The 23,820-nt window shown below is 59.8% G+C and carries 28 protein-coding genes; 13 read left to right on the top strand and 15 right to left on the bottom strand.

What is annotated here, in order from left to right; all coding sequences use genetic code 11:
• Positions 1–25 precede the first annotated feature (25 nt).
• The 6 genes from NXC24_RS11115 (at position 26) to NXC24_RS11090 (ending at position 4,938) form a co-directional block, all read left to right on the top strand.
• A complete protein-coding gene (locus NXC24_RS11115) occupies positions 26–460 on the top strand; it encodes a DUF1801 domain-containing protein (RefSeq protein WP_104823333.1) in 435 nt (144 codons plus the stop codon).
• A 119-nt stretch (positions 461–579) separates the two neighbouring features.
• The gene (locus NXC24_RS11110; RefSeq protein WP_104823332.1) at positions 580–834 is read left to right on the top strand and encodes a hypothetical protein; all 255 of its coding nucleotides are present in this window, start codon (positions 580–582) and stop codon (positions 832–834) included.
• A gap of 386 nt (positions 835–1,220) precedes the next feature.
• Positions 1,221–2,147: an ABC transporter ATP-binding protein gene (locus tag NXC24_RS11105; protein WP_104823331.1), complete on the top strand. Its 927-nt coding sequence runs from the start codon at positions 1,221–1,223 to the stop codon at positions 2,145–2,147.
• Entirely contained in the window at positions 2,144–2,905 is a 762-nt protein-coding gene (locus NXC24_RS11100) for an ABC transporter permease (RefSeq protein WP_104823330.1), read from the top strand. The genes NXC24_RS11105 and NXC24_RS11100 overlap by 4 nt, the downstream gene beginning before the upstream one ends.
• Positions 2,906–3,078: 173 nt before the next feature.
• Positions 3,079–4,407 carry a Mur ligase family protein gene (locus NXC24_RS11095; RefSeq protein WP_104823329.1) on the top strand — a complete coding sequence of 443 codons (1,329 nt, stop codon included), beginning with the start codon at positions 3,079–3,081 and terminating at the stop codon, positions 4,405–4,407.
• A gap of 6 nt (positions 4,408–4,413) precedes the next feature.
• Complete coding sequence (locus NXC24_RS11090; protein ID WP_104823328.1) at positions 4,414–4,938, top strand: GNAT family N-acetyltransferase; 525 nt, start codon at positions 4,414–4,416, stop codon at positions 4,936–4,938.
• Positions 4,939–4,943: 5 nt separating this feature from the next.
• On the opposite strand, the gene NXC24_RS11085 is transcribed toward NXC24_RS11090, so the two are convergent.
• Genes NXC24_RS11085 through NXC24_RS11075 form a run of 3 tightly spaced genes read right to left on the bottom strand, consistent with a single transcriptional unit; the run spans position 4,944 to position 6,665 of the window.
• Positions 4,944–5,645 carry a TIGR02281 family clan AA aspartic protease gene (locus tag NXC24_RS11085; protein WP_104823327.1) on the bottom strand — a complete coding sequence of 234 codons (702 nt, stop codon included), beginning with the start codon at positions 5,643–5,645 and terminating at the stop codon, positions 4,944–4,946.
• Positions 5,642–5,863 carry a DUF1289 domain-containing protein gene (locus NXC24_RS11080; RefSeq protein ID WP_104823326.1) on the bottom strand — a complete coding sequence of 74 codons (222 nt, stop codon included), beginning with the start codon at positions 5,861–5,863 and terminating at the stop codon, positions 5,642–5,644. Before NXC24_RS11080 ends, NXC24_RS11085 begins: the two co-directional genes overlap by 4 nt.
• A gap of 19 nt (positions 5,864–5,882) precedes the next feature.
• The gene (locus NXC24_RS11075) at positions 5,883–6,665 is read right to left on the bottom strand and encodes an adenosylcobinamide-GDP ribazoletransferase (RefSeq protein ID WP_104823325.1); all 783 of its coding nucleotides are present in this window, start codon (positions 6,663–6,665) and stop codon (positions 5,883–5,885) included.
• Positions 6,666–6,788: 123 nt separating this feature from the next.
• On the opposite strand from NXC24_RS11075, the gene cobT reads away from it, so the two are divergent.
• Positions 6,789–7,805 carry a nicotinate-nucleotide--dimethylbenzimidazole phosphoribosyltransferase gene (gene cobT / locus NXC24_RS11070; protein ID WP_104823324.1) on the top strand — a complete coding sequence of 339 codons (1,017 nt, stop codon included), beginning with the start codon at positions 6,789–6,791 and terminating at the stop codon, positions 7,803–7,805.
• A gap of 186 nt (positions 7,806–7,991) precedes the next feature.
• Positions 7,992–8,384: a diacylglycerol kinase gene (locus NXC24_RS11065; RefSeq protein WP_104823323.1), complete on the top strand. Its 393-nt coding sequence runs from the start codon at positions 7,992–7,994 to the stop codon at positions 8,382–8,384.
• A gap of 20 nt (positions 8,385–8,404) precedes the next feature.
• On the opposite strand, the gene NXC24_RS11060 is transcribed toward NXC24_RS11065, so the two are convergent.
• Positions 8,405–9,934: a HAMP domain-containing sensor histidine kinase gene (locus tag NXC24_RS11060; protein WP_104823322.1), complete on the bottom strand. Its 1,530-nt coding sequence runs from the start codon at positions 9,932–9,934 to the stop codon at positions 8,405–8,407.
• Between the two features lie 122 nt (positions 9,935–10,056).
• Here NXC24_RS11060 and NXC24_RS11055 point away from each other — a divergent pair, with 122 nt between their 5' ends.
• The 3 genes from NXC24_RS11055 (at position 10,057) to NXC24_RS11045 (ending at position 11,810) form a co-directional block, all read left to right on the top strand.
• A complete protein-coding gene (locus NXC24_RS11055) occupies positions 10,057–10,623 on the top strand; it encodes a thermonuclease family protein (protein ID WP_104823321.1) in 567 nt (188 codons plus the stop codon).
• Positions 10,623–11,255: a uracil-DNA glycosylase family protein gene (locus tag NXC24_RS11050; protein WP_104823320.1), complete on the top strand. Its 633-nt coding sequence runs from the start codon at positions 10,623–10,625 to the stop codon at positions 11,253–11,255. Before NXC24_RS11055 ends, NXC24_RS11050 begins: the two co-directional genes overlap by 1 nt.
• Before the next feature lie 66 nt (positions 11,256–11,321).
• A complete protein-coding gene (locus NXC24_RS11045; protein WP_104823319.1) occupies positions 11,322–11,810 on the top strand; it encodes an Lrp/AsnC family transcriptional regulator in 489 nt (162 codons plus the stop codon).
• A gap of 77 nt (positions 11,811–11,887) precedes the next feature.
• Here NXC24_RS11045 and NXC24_RS11040 read toward each other — a convergent pair whose 3' ends face one another.
• From NXC24_RS11040 to NXC24_RS11010, 7 genes are all read right to left on the bottom strand, one after another.
• Positions 11,888–12,433: a YbhB/YbcL family Raf kinase inhibitor-like protein gene (locus NXC24_RS11040; protein WP_104823318.1), complete on the bottom strand. Its 546-nt coding sequence runs from the start codon at positions 12,431–12,433 to the stop codon at positions 11,888–11,890.
• A gap of 51 nt (positions 12,434–12,484) precedes the next feature.
• The gene (locus NXC24_RS11035; RefSeq protein ID WP_158704457.1) at positions 12,485–13,306 is read right to left on the bottom strand and encodes an AraC family transcriptional regulator; all 822 of its coding nucleotides are present in this window, start codon (positions 13,304–13,306) and stop codon (positions 12,485–12,487) included.
• A 244-nt stretch (positions 13,307–13,550) separates the two neighbouring features.
• Positions 13,551–14,423, bottom strand: coding sequence for an NAD(P)-dependent oxidoreductase (locus tag NXC24_RS11030; protein ID WP_104823316.1), 873 nt, complete (start codon positions 14,421–14,423; stop codon positions 13,551–13,553).
• A 137-nt stretch (positions 14,424–14,560) separates the two neighbouring features.
• Positions 14,561–15,037: an SRPBCC family protein gene (locus NXC24_RS11025; RefSeq protein WP_104823315.1), complete on the bottom strand. Its 477-nt coding sequence runs from the start codon at positions 15,035–15,037 to the stop codon at positions 14,561–14,563.
• Positions 15,034–15,378 carry a metalloregulator ArsR/SmtB family transcription factor gene (locus NXC24_RS11020; protein WP_104823314.1) on the bottom strand — a complete coding sequence of 115 codons (345 nt, stop codon included), beginning with the start codon at positions 15,376–15,378 and terminating at the stop codon, positions 15,034–15,036. The genes NXC24_RS11025 and NXC24_RS11020 overlap by 4 nt, the downstream gene beginning before the upstream one ends.
• On the bottom strand, positions 15,371–16,063 hold the full coding sequence (locus NXC24_RS11015) for a glutathione S-transferase family protein (protein WP_104823313.1): 693 nt from the start codon (positions 16,061–16,063) through the stop codon (positions 15,371–15,373). The genes NXC24_RS11020 and NXC24_RS11015 overlap by 8 nt, the downstream gene beginning before the upstream one ends.
• A gap of 131 nt (positions 16,064–16,194) precedes the next feature.
• Complete coding sequence (locus NXC24_RS11010) at positions 16,195–17,016, bottom strand: class I SAM-dependent methyltransferase (protein WP_104823312.1); 822 nt, start codon at positions 17,014–17,016, stop codon at positions 16,195–16,197.
• Between the two features lie 210 nt (positions 17,017–17,226).
• Between NXC24_RS11010 and NXC24_RS11005 the strand changes: the two genes are divergently transcribed.
• On the top strand, positions 17,227–17,889 hold the full coding sequence (locus NXC24_RS11005) for a DUF2270 domain-containing protein (RefSeq protein ID WP_245463981.1): 663 nt from the start codon (positions 17,227–17,229) through the stop codon (positions 17,887–17,889).
• A gap of 122 nt (positions 17,890–18,011) precedes the next feature.
• Here NXC24_RS11005 and NXC24_RS11000 read toward each other — a convergent pair whose 3' ends face one another.
• The 4 genes from NXC24_RS11000 to NXC24_RS10985 all read right to left on the bottom strand — a co-directional run bounded on the left by NXC24_RS11000 (position 18,012) and on the right by NXC24_RS10985 (position 21,011).
• Positions 18,012–18,278, bottom strand: a complete 267-nt coding sequence (locus NXC24_RS11000; RefSeq protein ID WP_104823311.1) for an usg protein — start codon at positions 18,276–18,278, stop codon at positions 18,012–18,014.
• Between the two features lie 202 nt (positions 18,279–18,480).
• A complete protein-coding gene (locus NXC24_RS10995; RefSeq protein WP_104823310.1) occupies positions 18,481–19,311 on the bottom strand; it encodes an ABC transporter permease in 831 nt (276 codons plus the stop codon).
• The gene (locus tag NXC24_RS10990) at positions 19,308–20,111 is read right to left on the bottom strand and encodes an ABC transporter permease (protein ID WP_104823309.1); all 804 of its coding nucleotides are present in this window, start codon (positions 20,109–20,111) and stop codon (positions 19,308–19,310) included. The genes NXC24_RS10995 and NXC24_RS10990 overlap by 4 nt, the downstream gene beginning before the upstream one ends.
• 117 nt (positions 20,112–20,228) lie before the next feature.
• Positions 20,229–21,011, bottom strand: coding sequence for an ABC transporter substrate-binding protein (locus tag NXC24_RS10985; protein WP_104823308.1), 783 nt, complete (start codon positions 21,009–21,011; stop codon positions 20,229–20,231).
• A gap of 371 nt (positions 21,012–21,382) precedes the next feature.
• Between NXC24_RS10985 and NXC24_RS10980 the strand changes: the two genes are divergently transcribed.
• Positions 21,383–23,797: an OmpA family protein gene (locus NXC24_RS10980; RefSeq protein WP_104823307.1), complete on the top strand. Its 2,415-nt coding sequence runs from the start codon at positions 21,383–21,385 to the stop codon at positions 23,795–23,797.
• The last annotated feature ends 23 nt before the right edge of the window (positions 23,798–23,820 follow it).

Here is a 23,820-nt window from a genome sequence, read left to right as displayed (position 1 = left end):
TAACCGTGAAGAAAGCGACACAAGCATGACCGAGAGTGAGCCGAAGGAAGGGCAGACAGAGGACTCTGCCTCTCATCTGATAGATGGGAGAATCAAGGAGCTGAACGATTGGCGGGGCCAGACGCTCGCCCGGATCCGAGCTCTCATCCAGCAGGCCGACCCTGAAGTGATCGAGGAGTGGAAGTGGCGAGGAGTTCCGGTCTGGTCGCATGCCGGGATCATCTGCACCGGCGAGACCTACAAGAATGTCGTGAAGATGACCTTCGCCAAGGGCGCCTCGTTGGAGGACCCCTCGGGCCTTTTCAACTCCAGCCTGGAAGGCAACACCAGGCGCGCCATCGATTTCCATAAGGGTGACAACATCGATGAAGAGGCATTGAAGGCACTCATTCGCGCCGCTGTGGCACTCAATACCGCTGCTCGCCCGGCCCGCTCTCAGAAGAAACCAAAGAGCGCGTAAGGAGCGTCGCGGGAATGAATGCAATGGATCATTGCGGAATCGTGTGAGCAAAAAGTTGCATTTACGCGCTTTCTTGTACTTCCCTATAACTGTGCCAGCCAAGGTGGGAGAGCTGTTCAATGGAAGAAGCCCCGAGAAGGAAGAGAGGGTTGGGGAAGGCCCTGGTTGCCGCTCTCGTTGCGATCGTTCTCGTCATCGGCGGGCGTTGGTACGCCTATGTTGCCTATGCCGATGATCCATTCGATGAGGTCGGCATCGGCCTCAACTCGATGATGCCGGGCGCGATCCGTGAAAAGGGTTGTGCGATGCTGAAGGCGCGCTTCGAAAACAAGACGCTGCCGCCGGCAGGCTGCGGCGTCAACGGCAACTGGTAGTTGGGGATCGATTGCCGGCAAAAGAAAAGCCGGCGCGGGGGCCGGCTGGAGTGGGGCACAGCAACGACAGGGGATCTTTGCTGGCCCCAGAAAAGAAACTTCATGTCGCAATGGCACTGCAATATGGATGTGAAGGCAATCAATCTGCAAATATCATCGGCGCCGACGCTGTCGCCAAGAGGCGTTGGGCGGAGTGCGACAGTCGTTGCTCACCTGGGGAAGATATGACCGAGGAAGGTCACGGTTTAATGACAGCCTGCGGTGTGGTTTCTTTCCCTCAGGCGAACACACTGTTTCATTTAGGCTGGGTGGTAAAAGCCGCTGACCAACTATATTAGCGGGCAAACGCCGCAAAACTAATCAGAAAAGCCGGACTTCGCCTCCATATGGCCCCGATCATTTCTATCCGTAATCTCACCAAAACCTATTCCAATGGGTTTCAGGCACTAAAGGGCATTGATCTCGACGTCGAGCAGGGCGAGATTCTGGCGCTGCTCGGGCCGAATGGCGCGGGCAAGACGACGATGATTTCCATCGTTTGCGGAATCACCAATCCGAGCGGGGGTACAGTGACCGTCGGCGGTCATGACGTCGTCAAGGAGTTTCGCGCCACGCGCACCATGATCGGGCTGGTGCCCCAGGAGCTGACGACCGATCAGTTCGAGACCGTGTGGAACACGGTCAGCTTTTCGCGCGGCCTGCACGGCAAGAAACCGAAGCCCGCGCATATCGAGCAGGTGCTGCGGGACCTGTCGCTCTGGGACAAGCGGGACAATATGCTCCGCCAGCTCTCCGGAGGCATGAAGCGGCGTGTCCTGATCGCCAAGGCGCTGTCGCACGAGCCGCAGATCCTCTTCCTGGACGAGCCGACGGCGGGCGTCGACGTGACGTTGCGGAAAGATATGTGGCATGTCGTTGAGCGGCTGCGGGCTTCCGGCGTCACCATCATCCTGACGACGCATTACATCGAAGAGGCCGAGGAAATCGCCGACCGCGTTGGTGTCATCAATGACGGCAAGCTGCTGCTGGTGGAGAAGAAGAAGGCGTTGATGGCCAAGCTCGGCCGCAAACAGCTCATCCTCGACCTGCTGCAGCCGCTGAACGCCGTTCCGCATTCTCTCGACGGCAATGGCCTGTCGCTGGGGCCGAATGGCACGACGTTGATCTACGATTATGACGCCGAGCACGAGCAGTCGAGCATCGCGGCCCTTTTGTCGCGTCTGGCCGCCGAGGGCATTCACTTCAAGGACCTGTCGACGCGGCAGAGCTCGCTCGAAGACATCTTCGTATCGCTGGTAGGAGAAAATAAATGAACTTCGAGGCGATCAAATCCATCTATGCGTTCGAGATGGCGCGTACGCGCCGCACGCTGCTGCAGAGCGTCGTCTCGCCGGTCATTTCCACCTCGCTTTATTTCATCGTCTTCGGCGCCGCCATCGGCTCGCGCATCCAACTGGTGGAAGGCGTTTCCTACGGCGCGTTCATCACGCCGGGCCTGATCATGCTGACGCTGCTTGGGCAGTGCATCAGTAACGGTTCCTTCGGCATCTATTTCCCGAAGTTTACTGGCACGATCTACGAGGTTCTTTCTGCACCCGTCGCCATGACGGAAATCGTTCTCGGCTATGTCGGCGCTGCCGCGACCAAGGGCATGCTGATCGGGCTGATCATCCTGCTGACGGCGAATTTCTTTGTGCATATCACCATCGAACATCCCTTCATGATGATCCTGTTCTTCGTGTTGACGGCGGTGACCTTCAGCCTGTTCGGCTTCATGATCGGCATCTGGGCGGGGAATTTCGAGCAGCTCAACCTCATTCCCATGCTGGTGGTGCCGCCGCTGACCTTCCTTGGTGGCAGCTTCTATTCCATCAACATGTTGCCGCCCTTCTGGCAGGCCGTCAGTCACCTCAATCCGGTCCTTTATCTTGTCAGCGGCTTCCGCTGGAGCTTCTATGGCATCGCCGACGTCAACCCGGCGCTGAGCCTCGCGATGATCACGCTTTTCCTCTTGATCTGCCTTGGGACCCTCGCGTGGATTTTCAAGGCCGGATATCGGTTAAGGAACTGATTGGCTGGCACTTTCCCGCAAATACACCGGTTGCAATCGCTCTCCCTGCGGTTCATACATTCGATGTCCACGCCCCCCGGCCAAGCAAATTGCAAGCCATGGGGAAGCGCGGGTGAGATGACGATCAAGCCGCGCGTCTGGGCGACCGACCCGAGCCTTGTTGCAGGTGTTTCATGCCCACAGTTCCTCAGCCTCGTTCACTGTCCGATGTCCTGTCGCGCCTTGACCTGCTAACCAATTGGGAGCGCAAGCCTCGCGGAGAGATGCGTGTCGGCCTCGATCCGATGCTCGATCTCATGCAGCGGCTCGGCAATCCTCATCGAAGCTTCCGTGTCATCCATGTCGCCGGTACCAAGGGCAAGGGTTCCGTTTCTGCGCTGATCGAAGCGGCCTTGCTGCAGGCGGGGCTGGGGACCGGTCGTTATGGCTCGCCGCATGTCGATCGTGTGAATGAGCGGATCAGCGTTTCAGGCCAAGCGGTCGAAGACGAGGCGCTGGCAAGGGCATTGGAACAGACGCTGGACAGCTACGAGTCGGCAAAGCGGGAGGCGACGGCCGGCGAAGACGCCACCTGGTTCGACATGATAACGGCTGCTGCCTTTCTTGTATTCCAGCACGCCGGTCTCGACTGGGTGGTTGTGGAAGTCGGGCTTGGCGGCCGACTGGACTCCACGAATGTCGTCTTCGGCGAAGTTGCGGTCGTCACGAATATCGAGCTCGAACATACGGAAATCCTCGGCAGTACGCGCGAGGCGATCGCGGGCGAGAAGGTGGGTATATTGAAGTCCGGCGCAACTATCGCGACGACACTTCCGATCTCAGATGCTGCGGGCCGGGTTTTGCAGCAACGCGCAGATGAGCTCGGTTGTCGCGTATTGCGCACCGACTTTCCCGATGACGCCACGATAGCGGACAAGAATGCCGCGTTGGCTGGCTTGGTCCTCGACTATTTGGGACAGCATGGCGAACGTGCGCGCGAGGGTGCTCGAGCAGGCGTCGCGATCGGCGCATGGCTGCTTGACCAGGCGGTCAGGGATAGCGCGCATCTGCCGGGACGGATGGAGCGGCTTACCTTCGAACTGCCCGCAGCGCCAAATACGGCTCCGCGAATGGTGCCAATGGTGATGGACGGCGCGCATGTTCCGTTCAATATCGAGGCCGTTTTGCGGGATATCAGCCGCGACCGCGAGTTCGACAGCGGGTGTATCGCCATTGTTGCACTGGCGTCCGACAAGGATGCGCTCGGGTTCCTGACGGTGCTGTCTCACTACGCTGTCCATACGCTTTTTACGGAAGCGGCTGGCTCCGGCCGGTTTTATCCGGCCGATGAGCTGCAAGCGTTGGGATCATCCATGGGGATGGCCTCTGAAGCCGAACCCGATGCGCGAAAGGCGTTGGACCGTGCCACCGCGATGGCGTCGCGGAATAATGGCTGGGTTTTGGTGACCGGGTCGCTTTATCTTGTCGGAGCGCTGCGAAGCGTCGTGTTGAAGGGCGGCTGATCGAGGATGGACATCAATATTCGATCGGCTCTTCCCGACGATGCGGCGGCCATGGCCAATCTGCATGTTACCGTCTGGCGCGAAACCTATCGAACGCTGGCGTCTCCCGAAGCTTTTCGCAGCCTCGACGAAGCCCATCGGCAAGCCAGATGGGCGGCGACATTGGAGAAGCCCGGTCGTGATCAATTGGTGCTTCTTGCGGAGCAGGGCGATCGGTTGGTCGGCATCGGCTCGGTCGGTGCGCCATCGCAGCCCGTCTTCGAAGGGCGAGGGGAAATACGATCTCTCTACGTCGATCCCTCGCTCAAACGCCAGGGTCTCGGCCGTCGCCTGATGCGGGAACTGGCGCGCCATCTTGCCGATCTCCACTATCCCGGCGCTGCCCTCGGCGTTGTTGTCGGCAACGATCCGGCAATCGCATTTTACCGGTCGCTGGGCGGACGGATATCAGGCCGTTACGTCGATCCCGGCCCGGTTTGGCGATCGGACAACATCATCTTCGTTTGGGACGATTTGTCGTTGTTGATGTAAAGCCTTCAATCCCGCAGCCGCAGCTCATCCGTCTGCATCTGCATTGAGCCCAGCGTTTCCAGAAAGCTCATGCCGAGCAGGCTCTGATCGAGCTTGTCATCTTCGGCGACGGTTGCTTGGACATCGCGGCGCAGGATCGGACCGATGGCGACGGAGCCGAGTTCGACGGGAGCGGCCCTGGCCCTGCCGTTGGCGGTGATGACCGTCATGGAATAGGTGAGGTTTTCCGGATTGATGCCGACGCGCTCGGCGTCCTTTTGCGACAATGCGATGGTGCTGGCGCCGGTATCGACGAGCATGTCGATAGGCTGGCCGTTGATCATCACCTGTGCCTCGAAATGGCTGTTCAGCAGCTTGTGGAGAATGACTTCCTGGCCACCTTCGCTTGTCGTGACGACGACGGCGTGTCCGGGCACAAGGCCGGCCATCAACCGGTCGCCAACCTGCTGGGCATCGCGGCGGTAAATGTAGCCAGTCGCCAGCGCCATGATGATGACTAGCCAGATCAGCAGATTGCGCAATGACTGGCTCGCCGTATGGCGGCTCGCCCAAATGCCTGCCGCCATGACCAGTGCGAGCGGCACCAGATAGACGATGCCGGCAAAGTCGTCATTGTCGATTCCGAAGGTCGTGCCGCTGCTATTGTTGAAGACGAGGAGCGCGAGACCGATGCCGATAATGGCGAGGGCGACGTTCAGGCGGTTCATACTGCGCCGCGCTCCCGCGCCAGCCGCTGGCGACGGGTTTCGCGGCGCGGCTTGCGTTCGACGGTGGCGAGGCGCTCCGGCAGAACCTGCATGATCTCGCGGCGCTCATCATCGCTGTAGGACGTCCATGCGCCAATTTCTTCGCGCGTGCGTCCGCAGCCGAAGCAATAGCCGGTATTCATATCAATGGAGCAGACAAGAATGCAGGGTGTTAGCATAAGGGCATATATCGATGCTTCAAACGCACATGGCAAGGGTACAGAGGGCGGCGATCTCGCAAATCTGCTGCGTCGCACCGATGGTGTCGCCGGTGTGACCGGAAAGCCTTTGGCGTACGCGGCGGGTGAGGAGAAATGCCGCGGCTGCGGTGACAAAGAGGTACAGGATAAAGGCGGGAAGCCTGAGGCCCGGCCAGAGCAGAAGAGCAGAAAGCACCAGCGCGGTGATGAGCGCTATTTGCATTGCGCTGTAATCCGGTTTGCCGGCCGAGGCGGCAACGCCGTCCTGCTTCGCGGGGGGCAGGATATACCAGTGCCAGACCATGGCGCCGCGGCTGAGCGCGGCGGAAGCCGGTAGGGCAAGGGCTGCGGCAAAGGGCGTAAGGCCACGGGCGATGGCGGCAAGCGCTGCGGCGCGTAGTCCGAAAGAGAGGATCAGCGCCACCGCGCCGTAGGTGCCGATGCGGCTATCCTTCATGATCGCGAGCGCCTTGTCGCGATCCTTGCCGCCGCCAAGGCCATCTGCCATGTCGCTCAGACCATCCTCATGCAGAGCGCCTGTCGTCATCGTCTGGACAGCAAGTACCAACAGCGCCGCCATCAATGGGTCGGCGTGGAAGGCAAGCAGCACGCCGAAGACGATGGCGGCGGGCAGGGCAATCAGCAGGCCGGCGAGGGGGAAGGTACGCGAGACGCGGGCAAGCTTGCCGTCATAGCTCTCAAAGAAGGACGGCGGCACGGGAATGCGGCTCAAGAAAGCAACGGCGCGCGCGGTGTCGCCTGTGTATTCCCGAATATTCATCCTCTCCCCGATATTCCTGCGACAGCATCGGGCGTTTTTGGAGTTGTTCGCGCCTGTGCCGAAGACTAATAGAGTCGCACGCAAAGAACCTGATTTGAGACCAAAAGACAAGGAACGGCATTCATGAGCGTTACCGGCCTGCCATTCGACGATTTCCGCACGCTGCTGCGCGACCTTCCCGGTCCGGATTCCCGAGCGCTTGTCGCCGCTCGCGAGCGTGACGCCCAGCTCACCAAGCCGCCGGGCGCTCTCGGCCGTCTGGAAGAGATTGCCTTCTGGCTCGCCGCCTGGACCGGCCGTCAGCCGGCCGTCAACCGGCCGCTCGTGGCGATCTTTGCCGGCAACCACGGCGTTACCAAGCAGGGCATCACGCCATTTCCGCCGGCCGTGACGCAGCAGATGGTGGAGAATTTCGCCGCCGGCGGCGCTGCGATCAACCAGATTTGTGTAGCCTACGATCTCGGCCTGAAGGTTTTCGATCTGGCATTGGATTTCCCGACCGCCGACATCACCGAAGAGCCGGCTCTCAGCGAACGCGATTGCGCCGCAACCATGGCCTTCGGCATGGAAGCCATTGCCGGCGGGACGGATCTGCTCTGCGTTGGCGAAATGGGTATCGGCAACACGACGATCGCGGCTGCCATCCACTATGCGCTCTATGGCGGCACAGCGGCGGAGTGGGTTGGACCCGGCACAGGTTCGGAAGGCGAGATGCTGCAGCGCAAGATCGCTGCCGTCGAAAAGGCTGTGGCGCTGCATCGCGACCATCTTTCGGATCCGCTGGAAGTGCTGCGCCGCCTCGGCGGCCGTGAGATCGCGGCCATGGCCGGCGCCATCCTCGCCGCCCGTATGGAGCGCATCCCTGTGATTATCGATGGCTATGTCGCAACTGCCGCCGCTTCGATCCTCAAGGCTGCCAACCCCTCCGCTCTCGATCATTGTCTGATCGGTCACGTCTCGGCTGAGCCGGGGCATCTCAAGGCGATCGATAAGCTCGGCAAGACGCCGCTGCTGGCGCTCGGCATGCGGCTCGGCGAAGGCACGGGTGCAGCGCTCGCTGCTGGCATCGTCAAGGCCGCCGCTGCCTGCCATTCCGGCATGGCGACCTTCGAGAGCGCCGGCGTCGCTAACAAGCATTGACGGATAAAACGGCGGAGCGCCGCGATTAAGCGCCCCGCCTTCAAAATTCCGACCGACTTTCGACCTATGTCATAAAACTGTAATGATTTCTTTGGCCGACGCGGTTGTCGGCTTGCCTTGGGAATAGCGAAACGGTATTCGCAAGGCTGCTAATTTTGCGGTTAAGACGTTGCAAGCGGGGCAGGAATGGCCGAGTTTTCGAAATCAGCGGTAACCAAGGAAACGGGGATCCGGCATTTCTTTGCCGCCGCCGGTTATTCCTGGGGTGGCTTTCAACGCCTGCTGCAAGAATCGGCCTTCCGGCAAGAGCTGTTGTTCGCAGCCGCCGGATTGATCCTGCTCGTCGTCGTCGGGGCAACCCTTGCGGAAATCATGATTGCCGTCGTGCTGTTTCTCGGCGTTTTCGCCGTAGAGGCGATGAATACGGCGGTCGAGGAAGTCATTGACCGGATTTCGCCCGAGATTTCCAACGTCGGCAAGCATGCCAAGGATCTCGGCTCCTTCGCTGTCCTCTGCATGCTGGTCGCTTCCGGCCTCTATCTTCTTTATACGATCGCCAGCCATCTGTTTTTCCGCTGAAGCGCCGTATGGCCTGAGCGTCAGGCAAAGCTCTTCTTGCGACGCTCGACCAAGGGCGCGTCCTCGATGGCCGGCAGACTTTGCAGCACGCGTTTGGCCGGCAGGATGGCGATGACTTCCGTTCCCTCGCGCAGCTTGGACTTCAGCATGAACTGGCCGTCATGCTTGGCAAGGATCGCCTGAACGATCGGCAGTCCGAGACCAGTCCCCTGTTCGGCGCTCTTGATGGCGATCGAGCCCTGGCCGAAGGCGGAAAGAACGACGGGTATCTCCTCCTCGGGAATGCCCGGACCATTGTCCTTGATTGCCACATATTGCCCACCGCCGGCGGTCCAGCCAACCTTGACGGTGATCTCTCCGCCTTGCGGCGTGAACTTTACCGCATTCGAGAGAAGATTGAGGATCACCTGGCGCATGGATTTCTCATCGGCCCAGACCGAAGGAAGCTGTGGCTCGAACTGCGACGAAATGGAGATGTTCTTGCCACGTGCGCGCAACTGCACCATGCCGATGCAATCCTCCGACACATCCAGCAGCGAGATTGCTTCCTCGCTCAGCTCATACTTGCCGGCCTCGATGCGGGATAGATCGAGGATCTCGTTGATCAGGTTGAGGAGGTGTTGCCCGGAGCGGTGGATGTCGGTGGTGTATTCGCGATAGGTGGCGTTGTTCAGCGGCCCCATGACCTCCGCCGACATGACCTCGGAGAAGCCGAGGATGGCGTTGAGCGGCGTTCTGAGCTCATGCGACATCGAGGCCAGGAAGCGCGACTTGGCGAGGTTCGCCTCTTCGGCACGCCGTCGCGCTTCATCCGACATGGATTTTGCGACTTCCAGCTCGGCGATCAGATCGTCCTTTTCCGACTGGAACGAAAGGATCTTCAGATTCGATTGAAACATGCGGTTGGTAATGAAGGTGAAGAAGACGACCGCCACGGCAACGGTTGCGGTTAAGGCAATATCGACCGGATTGCGCGTCAGCGCCGCTTTGACGGCAAGTGCAACGATTGCCGGCGCGAAGGAGAAGGGTACGGCGCGCGGCAGCATGAAATTCGCCATCGCCGTGACGCAGATCCCCACCAGCAGCGTCGCGCCCTTATAGAGCGCGAAGCCATCGCCGCCGCAGGTGGCACAGTTCTGCATGGCGAAGTATGCCCAGCAAAAGCCGATGAGGAGTTGACCGAGCAACAGCATTTGGCGCCATTTTCTGGCGCTTTCGGCGGTCATTTCGCGTTTTTTTGCGCGGCGGCCGAGCAGCATGTTGAGGGCATGTGCCGACAGGGTGGGGATCGCCCAGATGAAGATTTGCGCGTCGCCGGCGAGATAGACGCCGAGCGCTGCGACGATGATGACGAAGATCGGCATGACTGAGGCGCCCTGCAAAAGGCTGTCGACATGCATCATCATGGCTTCGCGGTCGAAGCTGCGGCTGTGGCCGGATTGCAGGCGCTCGCGCGTCTGCCGCACCGTCTTCGACACAGCCCGGTTACGGTGACTGCGCGAACGGTCGACGATGATCTTATCTGTCGATGTGCTGACGCCGGTGCTCATAGATACGTTGAAATTTGGCCTGCCGAGGGCTACAGACTAGCGGCCAAACCTTAAGAAGATGCTGCTCAGAAATGATTTGTTGCCATCTTTGCCAAGGGTTTGTTCTTTAAGGAGGCAAAAGCGTGACGCGGCCCCGCCGCCTTTTTCGTGACGGCGTGACCACATTCGCGTTGCTGGCACTGCTCGGTTTGCTGGCTTTAAAGATGAACAATCGCCCGGAACTCATTCAAACTGGAAACTTTTATGTCGTTGACGGCGATACGCTCGCCCGAAACGGTGATCGTTTGCGCCTGCTTGGCATCGATGCGCCGGAGTATCGGCAGCAATGTCAGCGCGCTCACGTGGATTGGGCCTGCGGCGAAGAGGCGCGCAAGGCCCTTGATAAATTTATGAAGACGGGTCGGGCGGAATGTCGGGGAAGTGAACATGACCGTTACGGTCGGCTGCTGGTGACCTGCAAAGCCGACGGCGTTGACATTAATGGCGCGATGGTGCGCAGCGGCATGGCGGTCTCTTATGGTGGCTATGCGAGCGAAGAGGCGGCCGCGCGTCAGGCGAAGGCAGGGCTTTGGGCGGGCGAGTTCGAGCGGCCGCGCGACTATCGGCGCGACGAGCGTATGGCTCGCAATGGTGATCCGTTGGCCGGGCTCGGCGATTATTTGCGACAGTTTGTCGGATGGGATCGCTGATGGCGTGGGAGGAAGAGTTGCAGGCGCTGGGCAAGGCCATTGCCGCCTGCCGTATCTGCCGGGACACACCGCTGCGGGGCGAGGGGGACCGATTGCCGCATGAGCCGCGGCCGGTTGCCGTGTTATCGGCGACGGCGCGTATCCTGATTGCCGGGCAGGCGCCGGGGCTGCGTGTGCATGAGAGCGGCTTGCCGTTCAACGATGCCTCCGGCGACCGCCTGCGGCAATGGTTGGGTGTCGACCGCGATAGTTTCTACAATCCAGATCATTTCGCCATCGTGCCGATGGGGTTCTGCTTTCCCGGCTACGATGCCGCCGGCAGCGATTTGCCGCCGCGCCGGGAATGCGCGCCGCTCTGGCGGCAAAAGACCATCGACGCGATGCCGCAAATCGAGCTGGTCCTTACCGTCGGGCAATATGCTCAGGCGTGGCATCTCGGGCCGGCGCGTATGGCATCGATGACGGAAACCGTTTCGCAATGGCGGCGTTATCTCCTTACCAATCAGTCGCCCGCCGTCTTGCCGTTACCGCATCCGAGCTGGCGCAACAGCGGCTGGCTGAAGCGCAATCCCTGGTTCGAGATGGAGCTGCTGCCCGTGTTGCGAGAACGTGTGAAAATCCTTGTTTCGTGAAACAAGTTTCTTTTCCTCCGGCAAAAATGCGCTATAGAGAGAATATAATTCGAAAGGGCACTCGAAATGGACCGTCTTGACCGCAAAATCCTGCGCCTGCTGCAGGAGGATTCCACTCTGGCCGTGGCCGATCTCGCCAAAAAGGTCGGACTGTCGACGACACCATGCTGGCGCCGCATCCAGAAGATGGAAGAGGATGGCGTCATTCGCCGTCGTGTCGCCCTGCTCGACCCCGAAAAGGTCAACACCAAGGTCACCGTTTTCGTCTCGATCCGCACCAATAGTCACTCGATCGAATGGCTGAAGCGCTTCTCCGAAGTGATCGCCGATTTCCCGGAAGTGGTTGAATTCTATCGCATGAGCGGCGATGTCGATTATCTGCTGCGCGTCGTCGTGCCGGATATCGCCGCTTATGACGCCTTCTACAAGCGCATGATCGCCAAGATCGAAATCCGCGACGTCTCCTCGGCCTTTGCAATGGAGCAGATCAAGTATTCGACGGAGCTACCGCTGGATTACATGATCCTGGAAAACGCGAAATCGAGCGACGATTAATCGACAAGCGATATGTTTGGGCAACGCCCGCTGCGTGAACTTCGCAGTAAGGGCGTTGCGTCTTTGTCAGCGCGCCATCATTGGCCGTAAGTGGCGGTGATGGAAGCGGAGGCGAGGGCGTTTGCCTGCGTCATATAGCCGACGAGCGCCCCGCTGGCATTGCTGTCGAGGCCGAGCTTATCGACTTTCAACGCGGTTACGGTCAGCTTGTAACGATGCGCCGGGCCTGGAGGCGGGCAGGCGCCGCCGAAACCAGAGGTGCCGAAGTCGGTTCTTCCCTGGATGGCTCCGGAAGGCAGACCGGTTCCCCCAGTCGATCCCGCACCCGATGGCAGCGACTTGGCGGATGCGGGGATATCAAATACGGTCCAATGCCACCAGCCGGAGCCTGTGGGCGCATCCGGATCATAGAGCGTTACCACGAAGCTCTTGGTTCCCTCCGGTGCATCTTTCCAGCTTAGCGCGGGAGATACGTTTCCGCCCTTGCAGCCGAATACGTTGGCCACCTGTTCGATCTTGAGCGTGCCGCTGTCCTTCATGTCGGGGCTGGCGAGTTCAAAGGCTGAGGCTTGGCCCGATGCCAGCAACGTGGCAGCCAGGGCCGCGGCGATAGAATATTTCATGACAATCTCCGTTAGAGCGACGCTGTCCGCAGCGTCGACGGCGGGAGATTGTCATTCTGCGGCGATGAGCGCTGCGCTGTTTCGATCAGTCTTTGCGCCGTTTCGATCAACTTCACGCTGATGGCCGCGAATTTCGCTTGGCGCGAAATCGAACCGCGTCCGAAAGCGTGCGGTGAAGCGGGAGGCCGAGTCGTAGCCGACATCCAGAGCGATTTGCGTCACGGACTTCTCGGTCGTTTGCAAAAGGGTGAGTGCAGTCGTCATCCGGATATCAGCCAAAAGCTCAGAAAAGCTCGTTTCCGCCGCTGCCAACTTGCGCCGCAAACTGGCCTCGCTCATGCCGATAGTTTTCGCCAGCTCCGGAGCGCGCCAGGGGTAGGCCGGATCGGAATTGATGATCCGGCGCAGGCGTTCGATCGGGCCAGGGTTCGTGATCGGCGCAAACCGGTGGCCGAGCGCGCCGAGCCACAACAGGATTTCGTTGACACGAGATGCTGCGATGCTGTCCGGCAGGAGAGGGCCGCTTCGGATCGCCTCGATTGCCTTGCCATAAGCTTCTTCGAAAGCCGGCTGCATGCCGGTGAGAACCTGGATCTCCTGCACCGGCCTGGCATCGCCGACTGCGAAATCAGCGATCAAATTTGGCGCGAACTGCAGGGCGAGCGCCTGATAGCCGCCAGAGCCATCGGGCTCGTTGATGATATCGGAGGTGGCGCCTTCGGGGATCAGTACGAGATCGCCGGCGCAAGCCTTCATGTCGGCGACCCGATCGAGAATGATCTTCTGACCTTTTTGAACGAGCACCACGCCCGGAGCAGGCGACGCAAGGCGCTTGCAGAGCAGGCGCGTGCTTTGGATGATACATGCCGTCATTCCGGCTCCGTCGCGTCGGACGATATCGCGTTGGGGAAAGGCGGAATAATTATCCGAAATTTGAAACACCAGGCCTCCGCAACTCTTTTCACCGGCTTGTTCTTGTCAGCCGGCAGCAAAATGCCGCTAAACGTAGCGAAGGTTGCCGGTTTGTGAAACTGCCTTCGATCATCGTTTGCAGGAAGCAGGCGCCGCCTCGTTTGGCGAGCCGGCGGCGTCCCTCATCGAGCTGGACTAGGACGGATTATTTCCGCTCCAGTCGCGCCAACAGCGACGACGTGTCCCAGCGGTTGCCGCCCATGGCCTGGACGTCGCCGTAGAACTGATCGACCAAGGCGGTCAGCGGCAGCTTTGCCTTGTTGCGGCGGGCTTCCGACAATACGATGTCCAGATCCTTGCGCATCCAGTCGACGGCAAAGCCGAAGTCGTATTTTCCGACATTCATGGTCTTGTGGCGGTTTTCCATCTGCCAGGAACCGGCCGCACCCTTGGAGATGACTTCCACCACCTTTTCGATGTCAAGGCCGGCCTGGTTGCCGAAATGGATGCCTTCGGCCAAGCCCTGGACCACACCGGCGATGCAGATCTGGTTGATCATCTTGGTGAGCTGGCCTGCGCCGACGGCACCCATCAGGCCGACCATGCGGGCATAGGCATCGATCACGGGCTTTGCTTTTTCGAACACTGCCTCGTCACCGCCGCACATGACGGTCAGCACACCGTTTTCCGCGCCCGCCTGGCCACCGGAGACGGGAGCGTCGATAAAGTCCACGCCTTTTTCCTTGGCTGCGGCATAAAGTTCTCGGGCGACTTCGGCGCTTGCCGTCGTGTTGTCGATCAGGACTGCGCCCGCCTTCGTGCCGGCGAGCACGCCGTCATGGCCGATCGTCACCGCGCGCAGGTCGTCGTCATTGCCGACGCAGGTGAAGACGAAATCGGCGCCTTCGGCCGCAGCGGCGGGGGTTGGGGCGAACTTGCCGTCGAATTGTTTGGCCCAGGCTTCGGCCTTGGCGACGGTGCGGTTATAGACGGTGACGTCATGACCGCCCTTGACCTTCAAATGCCCTGCCATGGGATAGCCCATGACGCCCATGCCGATGAAAGCGACCTTTGCCATTCGCGAGACTCCTTCCAAGAATTTGCCTGAAGGCTTAGCGGAAAGGCGAGGGGGACGAAAGACCGATTTGTCGGCGAGTGGTAGCGGCCGAGCTCGAAAGCCAGTTGTTGGCGACGATCCTGGCTGGCTCGCGCGGGCTAGTTCGGCCTGCTTTCGTCGCCTTCGACATAGAGCCGAAGGTTGTCGAAGCCGATTTCGGTGCCCATCAACCGGGAACCATTGTCGCCATAGCCGTCGAGAAAAACCATTTGCTCGGTAAAGAGCATCGTGGTGCCGCTAGGCTCCGGCGCGAAGGTGACGGTTGCCAGCGATACCGAGATGCGCTTGTCAGCGAGCATCATGTCGAAGGCATAGATGATGCGTTCGTTCGGCACGATATCGATGTAGCGAGCCTGATAGGCGTGTACCACGCCATCCGTCGAGGCGACGCGGTTGCTCTCGCTGCCGCCAGGACGAAAGTCGAGCTGAAATTCCAGCGGCGTCCAATCCCCGTGGCAGGCGAACCATTGGCGCTTGTTTTCGGCCACCGCCCAGGCGCCGAAGACGCGCTGCAGCGGCGCCTTGAAATGACGCTCTATGGTCAGCGTCGTATGTTCCGTCGTTCTCTCGGTCATTTCACCGCCGTCTCCTCGGAATTGTCGGCCAGAAACTGATCGAGCCGGTCGAAGGTCCTGTTCCACCCCGCCCTACGCTCGGCGATCCAGCGTTCGACCTGCTCCAGCGCTTCTTTCCGTAGCTGGTAAGTCCGCACCCGGCCGATCTTTTCCGAGCGCACCAGACCGCTGGTTTCCAAAACATGCAGATGTTTCATCACGGTCGGCAGTGCCATGGCGAACGGCTGGGCCAGTTCCATCACCGAGGCGGGACCGCGGCCGAGGCGGTCGATCATGCCGCGGCGGCTTTGGTCCGACAGGGCCTGGAACATTCGGTCGAGCGCTATGGAATCCTCAACCATCCGATCGTTCCGGGCGGAAACGGGCGGGCAGCTTCTGGCTATAGGGATAGAAATGGAAGTAGGGCATCGCCTCTTCGAGCACGCGTGCAAAGGACGGACGATCGAGCAGGCGTTGATAATATTGCTGCAGCCGGACTTGCTGTTCTCCAAAGGGCACGAGCGTTTCGGCGTAGAACAATGCCGGGGCGGCGGCGCAATCCGCCATCGTCAGGGCGTCACCGGCGATCCAGAGCTTTTCGCCCAGTTGCTGCTCGATCATGCCGTAGGCGGTGCGCAACAATGCCTGCGCCTGCGCGACGGCTTTGGGGTTGCGCTCATCTTCCGGACGGCGAATGTCAGCAACGATCGCCTGCATCGGTTCCTGAACGTAGAGATCGAAGAAGCGATCCCAGAGGCGGACGCAGAGCGCATCCGTCGGATCGAGCGGCAACAGCGGCGTCGCGCCGGGATAATGCCGGTCGAGATATTCGATGATGATGCTGGTTTCGGGAACGGTGCTATCGAGCGCCTCGTCGCGCAGGACAGGGAATTTGCCGATCGGCCAGAGGCGCAGCAGCGATGCGCGGGACTCTTCATTGCCGAGATCGATGACCCGGCTTTCGAAGGGCGTACCGTTCTCATAAAGCGCCATCAGGACCTTATGGCAGAAGGAGGCGAGGGGATGCTGATAAAGGATGAGAGACATACAGCGACCTTTCCTACATCGAGGCGATGCCAAAACTTACCTAAATGGCTAAGTAACAGATCGTGCCAGCGAATGCAATGAATAGTTACCCAATTGGGTAACTATTCGGATTGGCTGCAGGAGAAATCAGATCACGACGCAAGGCGCGCGATAACCAGATGGCCCGGGGTCGGATGACCCTCTTCCATGCGGACATTGATGTCGGTGATTTCGATCAGCTCGAAGCCGGTCGCGGTCAGGCGTTCGCGCACGTAGCTTTCCGAATGGGCGAAACGCTGGTGCGGACCGACCATGTAGGCGCGGCCTGCCATAGCGCTGTCGGGCAGGGTTTCCGAGGAGAAGATGAAGAGGCCGCCCGGCGTCATGTTTTCAGCGGCGCCGAAGAACAACGGCTCCAGCGCGCCGAGATAGGGCAGCACATCGGTGGCGGTGATCAGGTCGAACGGCTCTTCGTCATTATCGTCGAGGAAATCCTCAACCTCGGCGACGAACAGCGTTTCATACAGATCCTTCTCATGGGCGACTTCGACCATGTTTTCGGAAATATCGATACCCGTAATGTCCTCGGCGATGTCTCGCAGCGTACCGCCGGTCAGGCCCGTGCCGCAGCCGAGATCAAGCATGCGCTTGAAGGGGCCGAGACCAAGTGCCTGCAGCCGCTGACGCACGAGAACCGGAACATGATAGCCGAGCTGCTCGACAAGCACGTCTTCGAAAACTTCAGCATGCTGATCGAACAGGGTTTCGACATAGGCGTCCGGCGCCTTAACCGGCGTTTCGCCGCGGCCCATCGAGGCGATGCGCACGGCTGCGCCGCCATGATCCTCGGGATCGATCGCCAGCACATCCTCATAGGCCTTGACCGCGGCGTCGATATCGCCGGCTTTTTCGAGCGCAAGGGCGCGGTTGTAGGCGTCCGCCAGCGCGTCTTCGTCTATCTTTTTCTTTGCCATGAGCGATCAGTCCTTCATTCGTCAAGGAGGCATTAAGGCGCTTGAATGGCTTTTGCAATGGCTGCGTTGAAGGAGCAAAATATTCGTCTGCGGCAGCGGCGGGCCATAAGGCCGTTGCGCAAAAAAAGAGAAATGGAGGAAAAAACCATGGCCACCGAGCTCACCACGTCGCATCTCATCAACAGCGCTACGGATCGGAAGCCGCCGCCTATGCCTTCGACGACGGGGGAGATCACCAACACGTTGACCCATTACTACCGCGGCGAGCTCGCGCGGATGACCAGTTGGCGCGATCGCATCGACCGGACGTCAAACTGGGCGATCACCGTCGTTGCGGCGTTGCTTTCCGTATCGCTGTCGACGCCGACGTCGCATCATGGCGTGTTGCTGTTTGGTATGATGCTGATCACCTTGCTGCTGATGATCGAGGCGCGGCGCTATCGCTTCTTCGACGTCTATCGGGCGCGGGTGCGGCAATTGGAACGCAGCTATTTTGCGCAGATCTTGGCGCCCGAAGCCAATCTCAATCCCGATTGGGCGGTGTCGATTGCCAAAAGCCTGCGCGCACCGCGTTTTCTGCTCAATTATTCCGAAGCGATGCAGCGACGCCTGCGGCGGAATTATTGCTGGATGTATGTGATCCTGCTGCTGGCCTGGGTTTTGAAGATCTCGACGCCGAAACTGCAAGCGAATGGTGCGCCGCAAGAACTGGCGCATTCGTGGAGCTATATTGCCGACAATGCAACGCTCGGACCGATCCCCGGTTGGCCGGTGATCGCAATCGTGGCCGTGTTCTATGCCGTCATTCTCTATAGCGCATTACGTCGCGGGCCGGATGACGGCGATTTCACCCATGGCGAAGCGCATGTCTGATCGTTTGGCAAAGCCAGACTAAAGCATGTCGCGCAAAAGTGCGCAGCGGTTTTGCGATAACGACACGCGCAAAATCAAGGGCCTAAAACGCAAGGAGCGAATCCCAGAGATCGCGATGCGTTTTAGTGCAGGATGAACTCTCCCTTCACTGCCCGCCACTCGGTCGCCGAGATCAGCCGACGGTGAACATAGCGCACCGAATGTAACGGCCCGTCGAGCTTCTCCTGCCAGAATTTCAGGAAGCCGCGCATCTCCGGGAAATTCGGGGCGAGATCATAGTCCTGCCAGATGTAGGTCTGCAGAAATTGCGGATGATCGGGCAGGCGATAGAGGATCTGCGCCGTAGTGAGCCCATAGCCTTGCAACTGCTTTTGCATGTCATTGTGCATGAGGTCTCTCTTTCTGTTCCCATTGTTCTTCGTGACGCGGATGTCACAGGAAAATGGAAACACCTCATGGTAAACCCAAGCTTTACAAAAGTGTTGCAAAAAAGAAATTTCTTTTCGAAAATCAATATGATAGCAGCCTCTATAGGTGAGTGCTGCCAAGGTGCAGGCGGCAGGCGCAAGGAGACGCCTGCCATGGCAAGGGTCAACGCTTCAGATGGCGCGTCAGGTAGCCCTCGATCCAAGCCCAGCGGTTACGCATCAGCTCGACGATGGAAAGATAGAAGATCGCTGCCCAGAGATAGGTCTGGTAGTCGTAGGTCTGCGAGAAGGCATAGCGCGTCTCACCCATCAGATCGTAGACGGTGATGATCGATACGGTCGCCGAGCTCTTGATCAGGAGAATGATCTCGTTGCCGTAAGGCCGCAGCGCCACGATCAACGCTTGCGGCAAGATGATCTTGTAGAAGGTGACGAGCTTATGAAGGCCGAGCGAGGCCGCAGCCTCGCTTTGGCCGTGATGGACGCTCTGGATGGCGCCGCGGACAATCTCGGTCTGATAGGCCGCCGTGTTTAGCGTCATGGCAAACAGACCGCAATTGAAGGGATCGCGGAAGAACCACCAGAGACCGATGCTGTCAATGAAGCCGCGCGCCTGCGGAAAGCCGTAGTAGACCATGAAGATCTGCGCCAGCAGCGGCGTGCCGCGGAAGAGATAGACATAGCCATAGGTCAGGCTCTTCAAAATCCGGTTCTTCGACATTCTCGCAAAGGCGAGCGGAACGGAGAGTATCCCGCCAAGGATGAAGGAAAGCCCGACCAGCTTCACCGTGATCCAGAGGCCGTGCAGAAAGCGTGGACCGAACTTGAAGAATTTTGCGTTGTCCCAATTGGTGATCATCATCGTGATCAGCGCGATGCCTAGCAGCGCCCAGAGGGCCAGGAAGAAATAACCGGCAATGCGGGCCTTGGAGAGGCGCTTCATCGTCTCCGGTGGTGCCGGCTGCGCGGGGATCAAGACTTCTGCATAGCTCATCGGCGAAACTCCGCGCGTTTGGCCCAACGGTCGAGGTAAGACAACCCGGCCGAGGAGATGACGGCGAGCGTCAAATAGAGTCCGCAGGCAACCAAATAGAAGAAGAATGGTTCCTTGGTCGCGCGCACGGCAAGGCCCGTTTGGCGGATGATGTCAGCGAGTCCGATGACGGAAACGTAGGATGTATCCTTCAGCAAGTTCATCCAGAGGTTCCCAAGATTGGGAAGCGAGATGCGGATCAATTGCGGCAGGATGATCAGACGCATGGTGCGGGCCCGGTGAAAGCCAAGAGCGTCGCCCGCTTCATACTGGCCCTTGGGAATCGCCCTGAAGGCCGACAGCAAAACTTCCGAGCAATAGGCGGAAAAAACGATCGACAGGGCGACCATGCCGGCGACGAAGGCGTTGATCTCGACCTGTCCGGTGTAGCCCACGTAAGCGAGGGCCGTTTGCAGCAGAATCTGTATGCCGTAATAGATGATGAACAGCGTCAGGAGCTCCGGCAGGCCGCGAAAGATGGTGGTGAACACGCCGGCTGCCAGCCGCAGCGACTTTTCTTCGGATTGCTGTGCCAGCGCCACCAGAAAGCCGACGACCAAGCCGAGCGGCAATGTCAGGACGGCTACTGTTATCGTGACTTTGAGGCCGCCGGCAATCTCGTCGCCCCAGCCGGTGTCTCCACAGGCAATAGAGGTGTTCTGGAAGAACACGGTGAAGAGCCCGACGGGGCCGCACAGCGGATCGAAAGCGTTATCTATCCAGGCCCACAAGGAACCAAACGCGGAAAACAATCCGCCCATACCGTATTTCCCCTCGCAGCTTTTGCCGCGTTTCTCTTATTCTTATATTATATGTCAAACAAAAACGGCGGAAGAGCAAGCTTCCGCCGTCGTCTTTTCCCAAGGAATCGACGGCGATCACTCGCCGTAGACGTCGAAGTCGAAATACTTGTCCTGGATCTTCTTGTAGGTGCCGTCGGCACGGATCGCGGCAATCGCGGCGTTTAACTTGTCCTTAAGGGCGGTGTCACCCTTGCGGAGGCCAATGCCGGCGCCGACGCCGTTGATTTCCGGATCGACCTTCAGCGTGCCGAGCATCTTGCAGCAATTGCCGGCATCGGACTTGACCCATTCGGAGAGAACCACGACGTCGTCGATGACAGCGTCGATACGGCCGTTAGCGAGGTCGAGCTTATATTCATCCGGCGACGGATAGAGCTTCAGCTCGGCATCCTTCAGATGCGCGGTGGCGTAGTTTGCGTGCGTGGTCGAGGACTGCGCGCCGATGGTCTTGCCCTTCAGGGCCGCATCGGTTGCTTCGGTTATGGTCGAATCCTTCGGCACGGCGATGGCCGGCGGCGTATTGTAGTATTTTTTGGTGAAGTCGATGGTCTTTTGACGCTCCGGCGTGATCGACATGGACGATACGATGGCGTCGAACTTCTTGGCCTGCAGAGCCGGAATGATGCCGTCGAAATCCTGGTTCACGAAGGTGCACTTGACCTTCATCTGATCGCAAAGCGCATTGGCTATATCGATGTCGAAGCCGACGAATTTGCCGGCGGCGTCGAGCGATTCGAACGGCGGATAGGTTGCGTCGGTGCCGATGACGATCGAATCGCCGTCAGCAAGCGCTGCCCCGGCGAAAAGCGACATCGCGGCAAGCGATGCAGCGGCGAAAAGACGAGTGGAGATGCGCATTTTGATCCTCTCTGTTGGCGACCGGCGGCTATTTTTCTTCATTGGCGGCCGGCCAGAATGGAGCGGGTGCGTGGCCCGCCTGCCTTCGATAATCGTACTTTTTTTTCGCAAATTGCAACTGGAATTACGAAGCCGGTTTGCATCGCACACACTATCTCCAAAGCGCTTGCGCGATCCCGCAAAGCTGAACGGAAGCCTTCCGGCGCGTTCAGGCGGGGTTAATTTTCCGTATCTAATTCTTTGGAACATATCACCGTTTGCCGCGATTCAGCCCTATGGACACCGAAAATCGGCCGGGATCATGGGGCATCTGTTCCGCGGGCTGAGATCCGCACCTTGGCGGATAATGATAAGAAAAGGAGATCCCAACTATGGGAAAGCGATCCAGACTATTTGCCAGTGCAGCATTTCCACTGCTGTCTCTATCACTGGCATTTGAGCCGGCTGCCGCCACAGCGCTGCGCGACCAAGCCATCGCACCGTTGAGCAATGCTGCCGCCGGATCGGTCGCCGTCAACGGCAATGCAAGTTTCGAGGTTGCCCAGGAGCAGCCGGCTCCGGACGGGCAGTCCGAAGAGGAGCTGAAAAAGCGCAAGAAGCCAGGCGGTGCGGAACAGGGCGAGCCGCAGGGCCAGAAGCATCAGGCCGCACCAGCACAGCAGGGCGGAGCCGAGCCACAGCGCAAGATGAAGGAAGCCCAGCCCGAAGGGCAGCCTGAACAGCAAAAGCCCGCCAAGCAGCAGCAGGAAACACAGCAGCCCAAGGCGCTGCAGCCGCAGGCGGTACCGGAAACCCAGCAGGCTCAGCCGGAGCAAAAGAAGCACAAGCAGAATGCGGAGCAACAGCCAGCGGCGCAGCCGGAAGTAGCGCCGCAGCCGAAAGCGGCCCAGCAACAGGCTGCCCCTGAAACGCAACCGCAAGGCCAGCCCGAACTCAAGAAACGTCAGAAGAAGCAAGATCAATCGGCTGAACCGGCACAGCAGCCAGCCGAACAGAAGGCCGCGCCCGCGCAGCAACAGGCGCCGGCTGCACAGCCGACTCAGAGCGGACAGGCCCAGCCGGAAACCCCCGCCCAGCCTGAGAAGAAGAAGCATCAGAAGCTGCAGGGCCAATCGGCTGAACCGGCGCAGCAACCGGCGGAACAGAAGGTAGCCCCAGCTCAGCAACCAGCAGAACAGAAGGTAGCACCGGCCCTGCAACAGGCTCCCGCCACAGAGCAGGCCCAACCGAAGACCCAGGTTCAGCCTGGAAATCAGGTCGAGCCCGGCACGCAGCAGGGCCAGAAGCCGGCGACCGGCAAACTGCCGCAGACTGAGCAGGGCGCGCAACAGCCTGCAGCCACTCCCGAACAAAAGCCAGTTCAGAAGAACCTGGGACAGCAGGCTCAGCCGCAGAACGAGGTAGCTCCGCAGGTCGGCAAACAGCAGCAGCCGAATGTCGAAACCGGTGCTCCCGCTCAGGGTAACGCCGTGCAGGCGCCTGCCAATGGTGCCGCGCAGCAGGGCGCCCAGACAGCGGCCCCCGCCGCTGGAGGTGAGCAGGTTTCGCCGCAGGAACTGGAGCGTCGCAAGAAGATCGCTGCAAATCCTGCAGCCAGCAACGAGACGGTTATTCTGCCGGTGCAGAATGGCGCTGCCGTGCTGGATAGCGACAAGGATGCGGCGCGGCGCGGCTTCCGTCAGGGTGGCCAAGCTGCCGGCGGGCAGGCTCAGACTGGTGCCGGTCAGGCTCAGACTGGGCAAGCGCAGAACGCCCCGGTGCAACAGCCGCAGGCCTATGCTAAGGCGCCGACATCCGATGCCGAAGCTCAACGCGCGCTCGCTGGCCAGCAGCAGCAACAGCCTGTGAGGATCGAAGCCATAACCAGCGAGCAGGGGCGTCGCCTCGACCGCAGGCCGGATTTCGCGTCGCCGGAAGGCGTTGCACTCCAGCCGAACGGCAATCAGGGCGGCCGCGTCATCCTGAATATCGACAATACCTACGTCGTTCGTCACGATGATAGCGCGCGCTTCATCCGTGAGGGTGAACGTCCGATCTATGAGCAGCTTCCGCGCGACCGTTACCGCGAAACGATCGATCAGCCGGATGGCGATCGCATTATTACCGTGCGCAATCGCTATGGCGACGTCATTCAGCGCTCGCGCATCGACGCTCGCGGCCGTGAATACGTGCTGTTCTACTCCCCGGAACTGGAGGATCAGCCGGACCGCGACGACTACTTCCGCGATCCGGGCGACGAGTTGCCGCCGATGCGCCTGCGCATTCCGCTGAACCAGTACATCATCGACACGGGCACGGACCGCGAGGCGGATTATTACGACTTCCTGCGCGAACCGCCGGTCGAGCCAGTCGAGCGGGTCTATTCGCTGAACGAAGTGCGTTATTCCGCCCGCATCCGCGACAAGGTGCGCCGTATCGACCTCGATACGATCACCTTCGCGACCGGCAGTGCGGAAATCCCGATGTCGCAGGCGAGTACGCTGCGCGGCGTTGCCGACGCCATGGGCAAGATCGTCAAGAAGGACCCGACCGAGACCTTCATGATCGAAGGCCATACGGATGCCGTCGGCACTCCGGAAAGCAATCTGGTCCTTTCCGATCAGCGTGCCGAATCCGTCGCCAAGGTCCTTAGCGACGTCTATGGCATTCCGCCGGAAAACCTGGTGACCCAGGGTTACGGCGAGCAATATCTCAAGGTGAATACGCAGGGGCCCGAGCAGGAAAACCGTCGCGTTACCATCCGCCGTGTCACGGCGCTGGTGCGTCCGGTCGCTTCAACCCAGTAAGCTTTTCCTGTCTCAAACGCGTA

It is taken from the genome of Rhizobium sp. NXC24 (genome assembly GCF_002944315.1).
In the GTDB taxonomy this organism is placed as follows: domain Bacteria; phylum Pseudomonadota; class Alphaproteobacteria; order Rhizobiales; family Rhizobiaceae; genus Rhizobium.
Note: the sequence above shows the minus strand (reverse complement) of the source record. Positions and strands in the feature narration are given on the sequence as shown.

What these genes read in the sequence shown, in the direction of transcription:
- NXC24_RS11025 (WP_104823315.1), bottom strand. Translation starts at nt 15,037, where the DNA reads ATGACCGAGAGAACGACGGAACATACGACGCTGACCATAGAGCGTCAT.
- NXC24_RS11110 (WP_104823332.1), top strand. Translation starts at nt 580, where the DNA reads ATGGAAGAAGCCCCGAGAAGGAAGAGAGGGTTGGGGAAGGCCCTGGTT.
- cobT (WP_104823324.1), top strand. Translation starts at nt 6,789, where the DNA reads ATGAGCGTTACCGGCCTGCCATTCGACGATTTCCGCACGCTGCTGCGC.
- NXC24_RS11065 (WP_104823323.1), top strand. Translation starts at nt 7,992, where the DNA reads ATGGCCGAGTTTTCGAAATCAGCGGTAACCAAGGAAACGGGGATCCGG.
- NXC24_RS10995 (WP_104823310.1), bottom strand. Translation starts at nt 19,311, where the DNA reads ATGAGCTATGCAGAAGTCTTGATCCCCGCGCAGCCGGCACCACCGGAG.
- NXC24_RS11040 (WP_104823318.1), bottom strand. Translation starts at nt 12,433, where the DNA reads ATGAAATATTCTATCGCCGCGGCCCTGGCTGCCACGTTGCTGGCATCG.
- NXC24_RS11035 (WP_158704457.1), bottom strand. Translation starts at nt 13,306, where the DNA reads ATGACGGCATGTATCATCCAAAGCACGCGCCTGCTCTGCAAGCGCCTT.
- NXC24_RS11095 (WP_104823329.1), top strand. Translation starts at nt 3,079, where the DNA reads ATGCCCACAGTTCCTCAGCCTCGTTCACTGTCCGATGTCCTGTCGCGC.
- NXC24_RS11010 (WP_104823312.1), bottom strand. Translation starts at nt 17,016, where the DNA reads ATGGCAAAGAAAAAGATAGACGAAGACGCGCTGGCGGACGCCTACAAC.
- NXC24_RS10980 (WP_104823307.1), top strand. Translation starts at nt 21,383, where the DNA reads ATGGGAAAGCGATCCAGACTATTTGCCAGTGCAGCATTTCCACTGCTG.
- NXC24_RS11045 (WP_104823319.1), top strand. Translation starts at nt 11,322, where the DNA reads ATGGACCGTCTTGACCGCAAAATCCTGCGCCTGCTGCAGGAGGATTCC.
- NXC24_RS10990 (WP_104823309.1), bottom strand. Translation starts at nt 20,111, where the DNA reads ATGGGCGGATTGTTTTCCGCGTTTGGTTCCTTGTGGGCCTGGATAGAT.
- NXC24_RS11030 (WP_104823316.1), bottom strand. Translation starts at nt 14,423, where the DNA reads ATGGCAAAGGTCGCTTTCATCGGCATGGGCGTCATGGGCTATCCCATG.
- NXC24_RS11005 (WP_245463981.1), top strand. Translation starts at nt 17,227, where the DNA reads ATGCCTTCGACGACGGGGGAGATCACCAACACGTTGACCCATTACTAC.
- NXC24_RS11080 (WP_104823326.1), bottom strand. Translation starts at nt 5,863, where the DNA reads ATGCTAACACCCTGCATTCTTGTCTGCTCCATTGATATGAATACCGGC.
- NXC24_RS11075 (WP_104823325.1), bottom strand. Translation starts at nt 6,665, where the DNA reads ATGAATATTCGGGAATACACAGGCGACACCGCGCGCGCCGTTGCTTTC.
- NXC24_RS11085 (WP_104823327.1), bottom strand. Translation starts at nt 5,645, where the DNA reads ATGAACCGCCTGAACGTCGCCCTCGCCATTATCGGCATCGGTCTCGCG.
- NXC24_RS11100 (WP_104823330.1), top strand. Translation starts at nt 2,144, where the DNA reads ATGAACTTCGAGGCGATCAAATCCATCTATGCGTTCGAGATGGCGCGT.
- NXC24_RS11060 (WP_104823322.1), bottom strand. Translation starts at nt 9,934, where the DNA reads ATGAGCACCGGCGTCAGCACATCGACAGATAAGATCATCGTCGACCGT.
- NXC24_RS11105 (WP_104823331.1), top strand. Translation starts at nt 1,221, where the DNA reads ATGGCCCCGATCATTTCTATCCGTAATCTCACCAAAACCTATTCCAAT.
- NXC24_RS11020 (WP_104823314.1), bottom strand. Translation starts at nt 15,378, where the DNA reads ATGGTTGAGGATTCCATAGCGCTCGACCGAATGTTCCAGGCCCTGTCG.
- NXC24_RS10985 (WP_104823308.1), bottom strand. Translation starts at nt 21,011, where the DNA reads ATGCGCATCTCCACTCGTCTTTTCGCCGCTGCATCGCTTGCCGCGATG.
- NXC24_RS11015 (WP_104823313.1), bottom strand. Translation starts at nt 16,063, where the DNA reads ATGTCTCTCATCCTTTATCAGCATCCCCTCGCCTCCTTCTGCCATAAG.
- NXC24_RS11090 (WP_104823328.1), top strand. Translation starts at nt 4,414, where the DNA reads ATGGACATCAATATTCGATCGGCTCTTCCCGACGATGCGGCGGCCATG.
- NXC24_RS11115 (WP_104823333.1), top strand. Translation starts at nt 26, where the DNA reads ATGACCGAGAGTGAGCCGAAGGAAGGGCAGACAGAGGACTCTGCCTCT.
- NXC24_RS11000 (WP_104823311.1), bottom strand. Translation starts at nt 18,278, where the DNA reads ATGCACAATGACATGCAAAAGCAGTTGCAAGGCTATGGGCTCACTACG.
- NXC24_RS11050 (WP_104823320.1), top strand. Translation starts at nt 10,623, where the DNA reads ATGGCGTGGGAGGAAGAGTTGCAGGCGCTGGGCAAGGCCATTGCCGCC.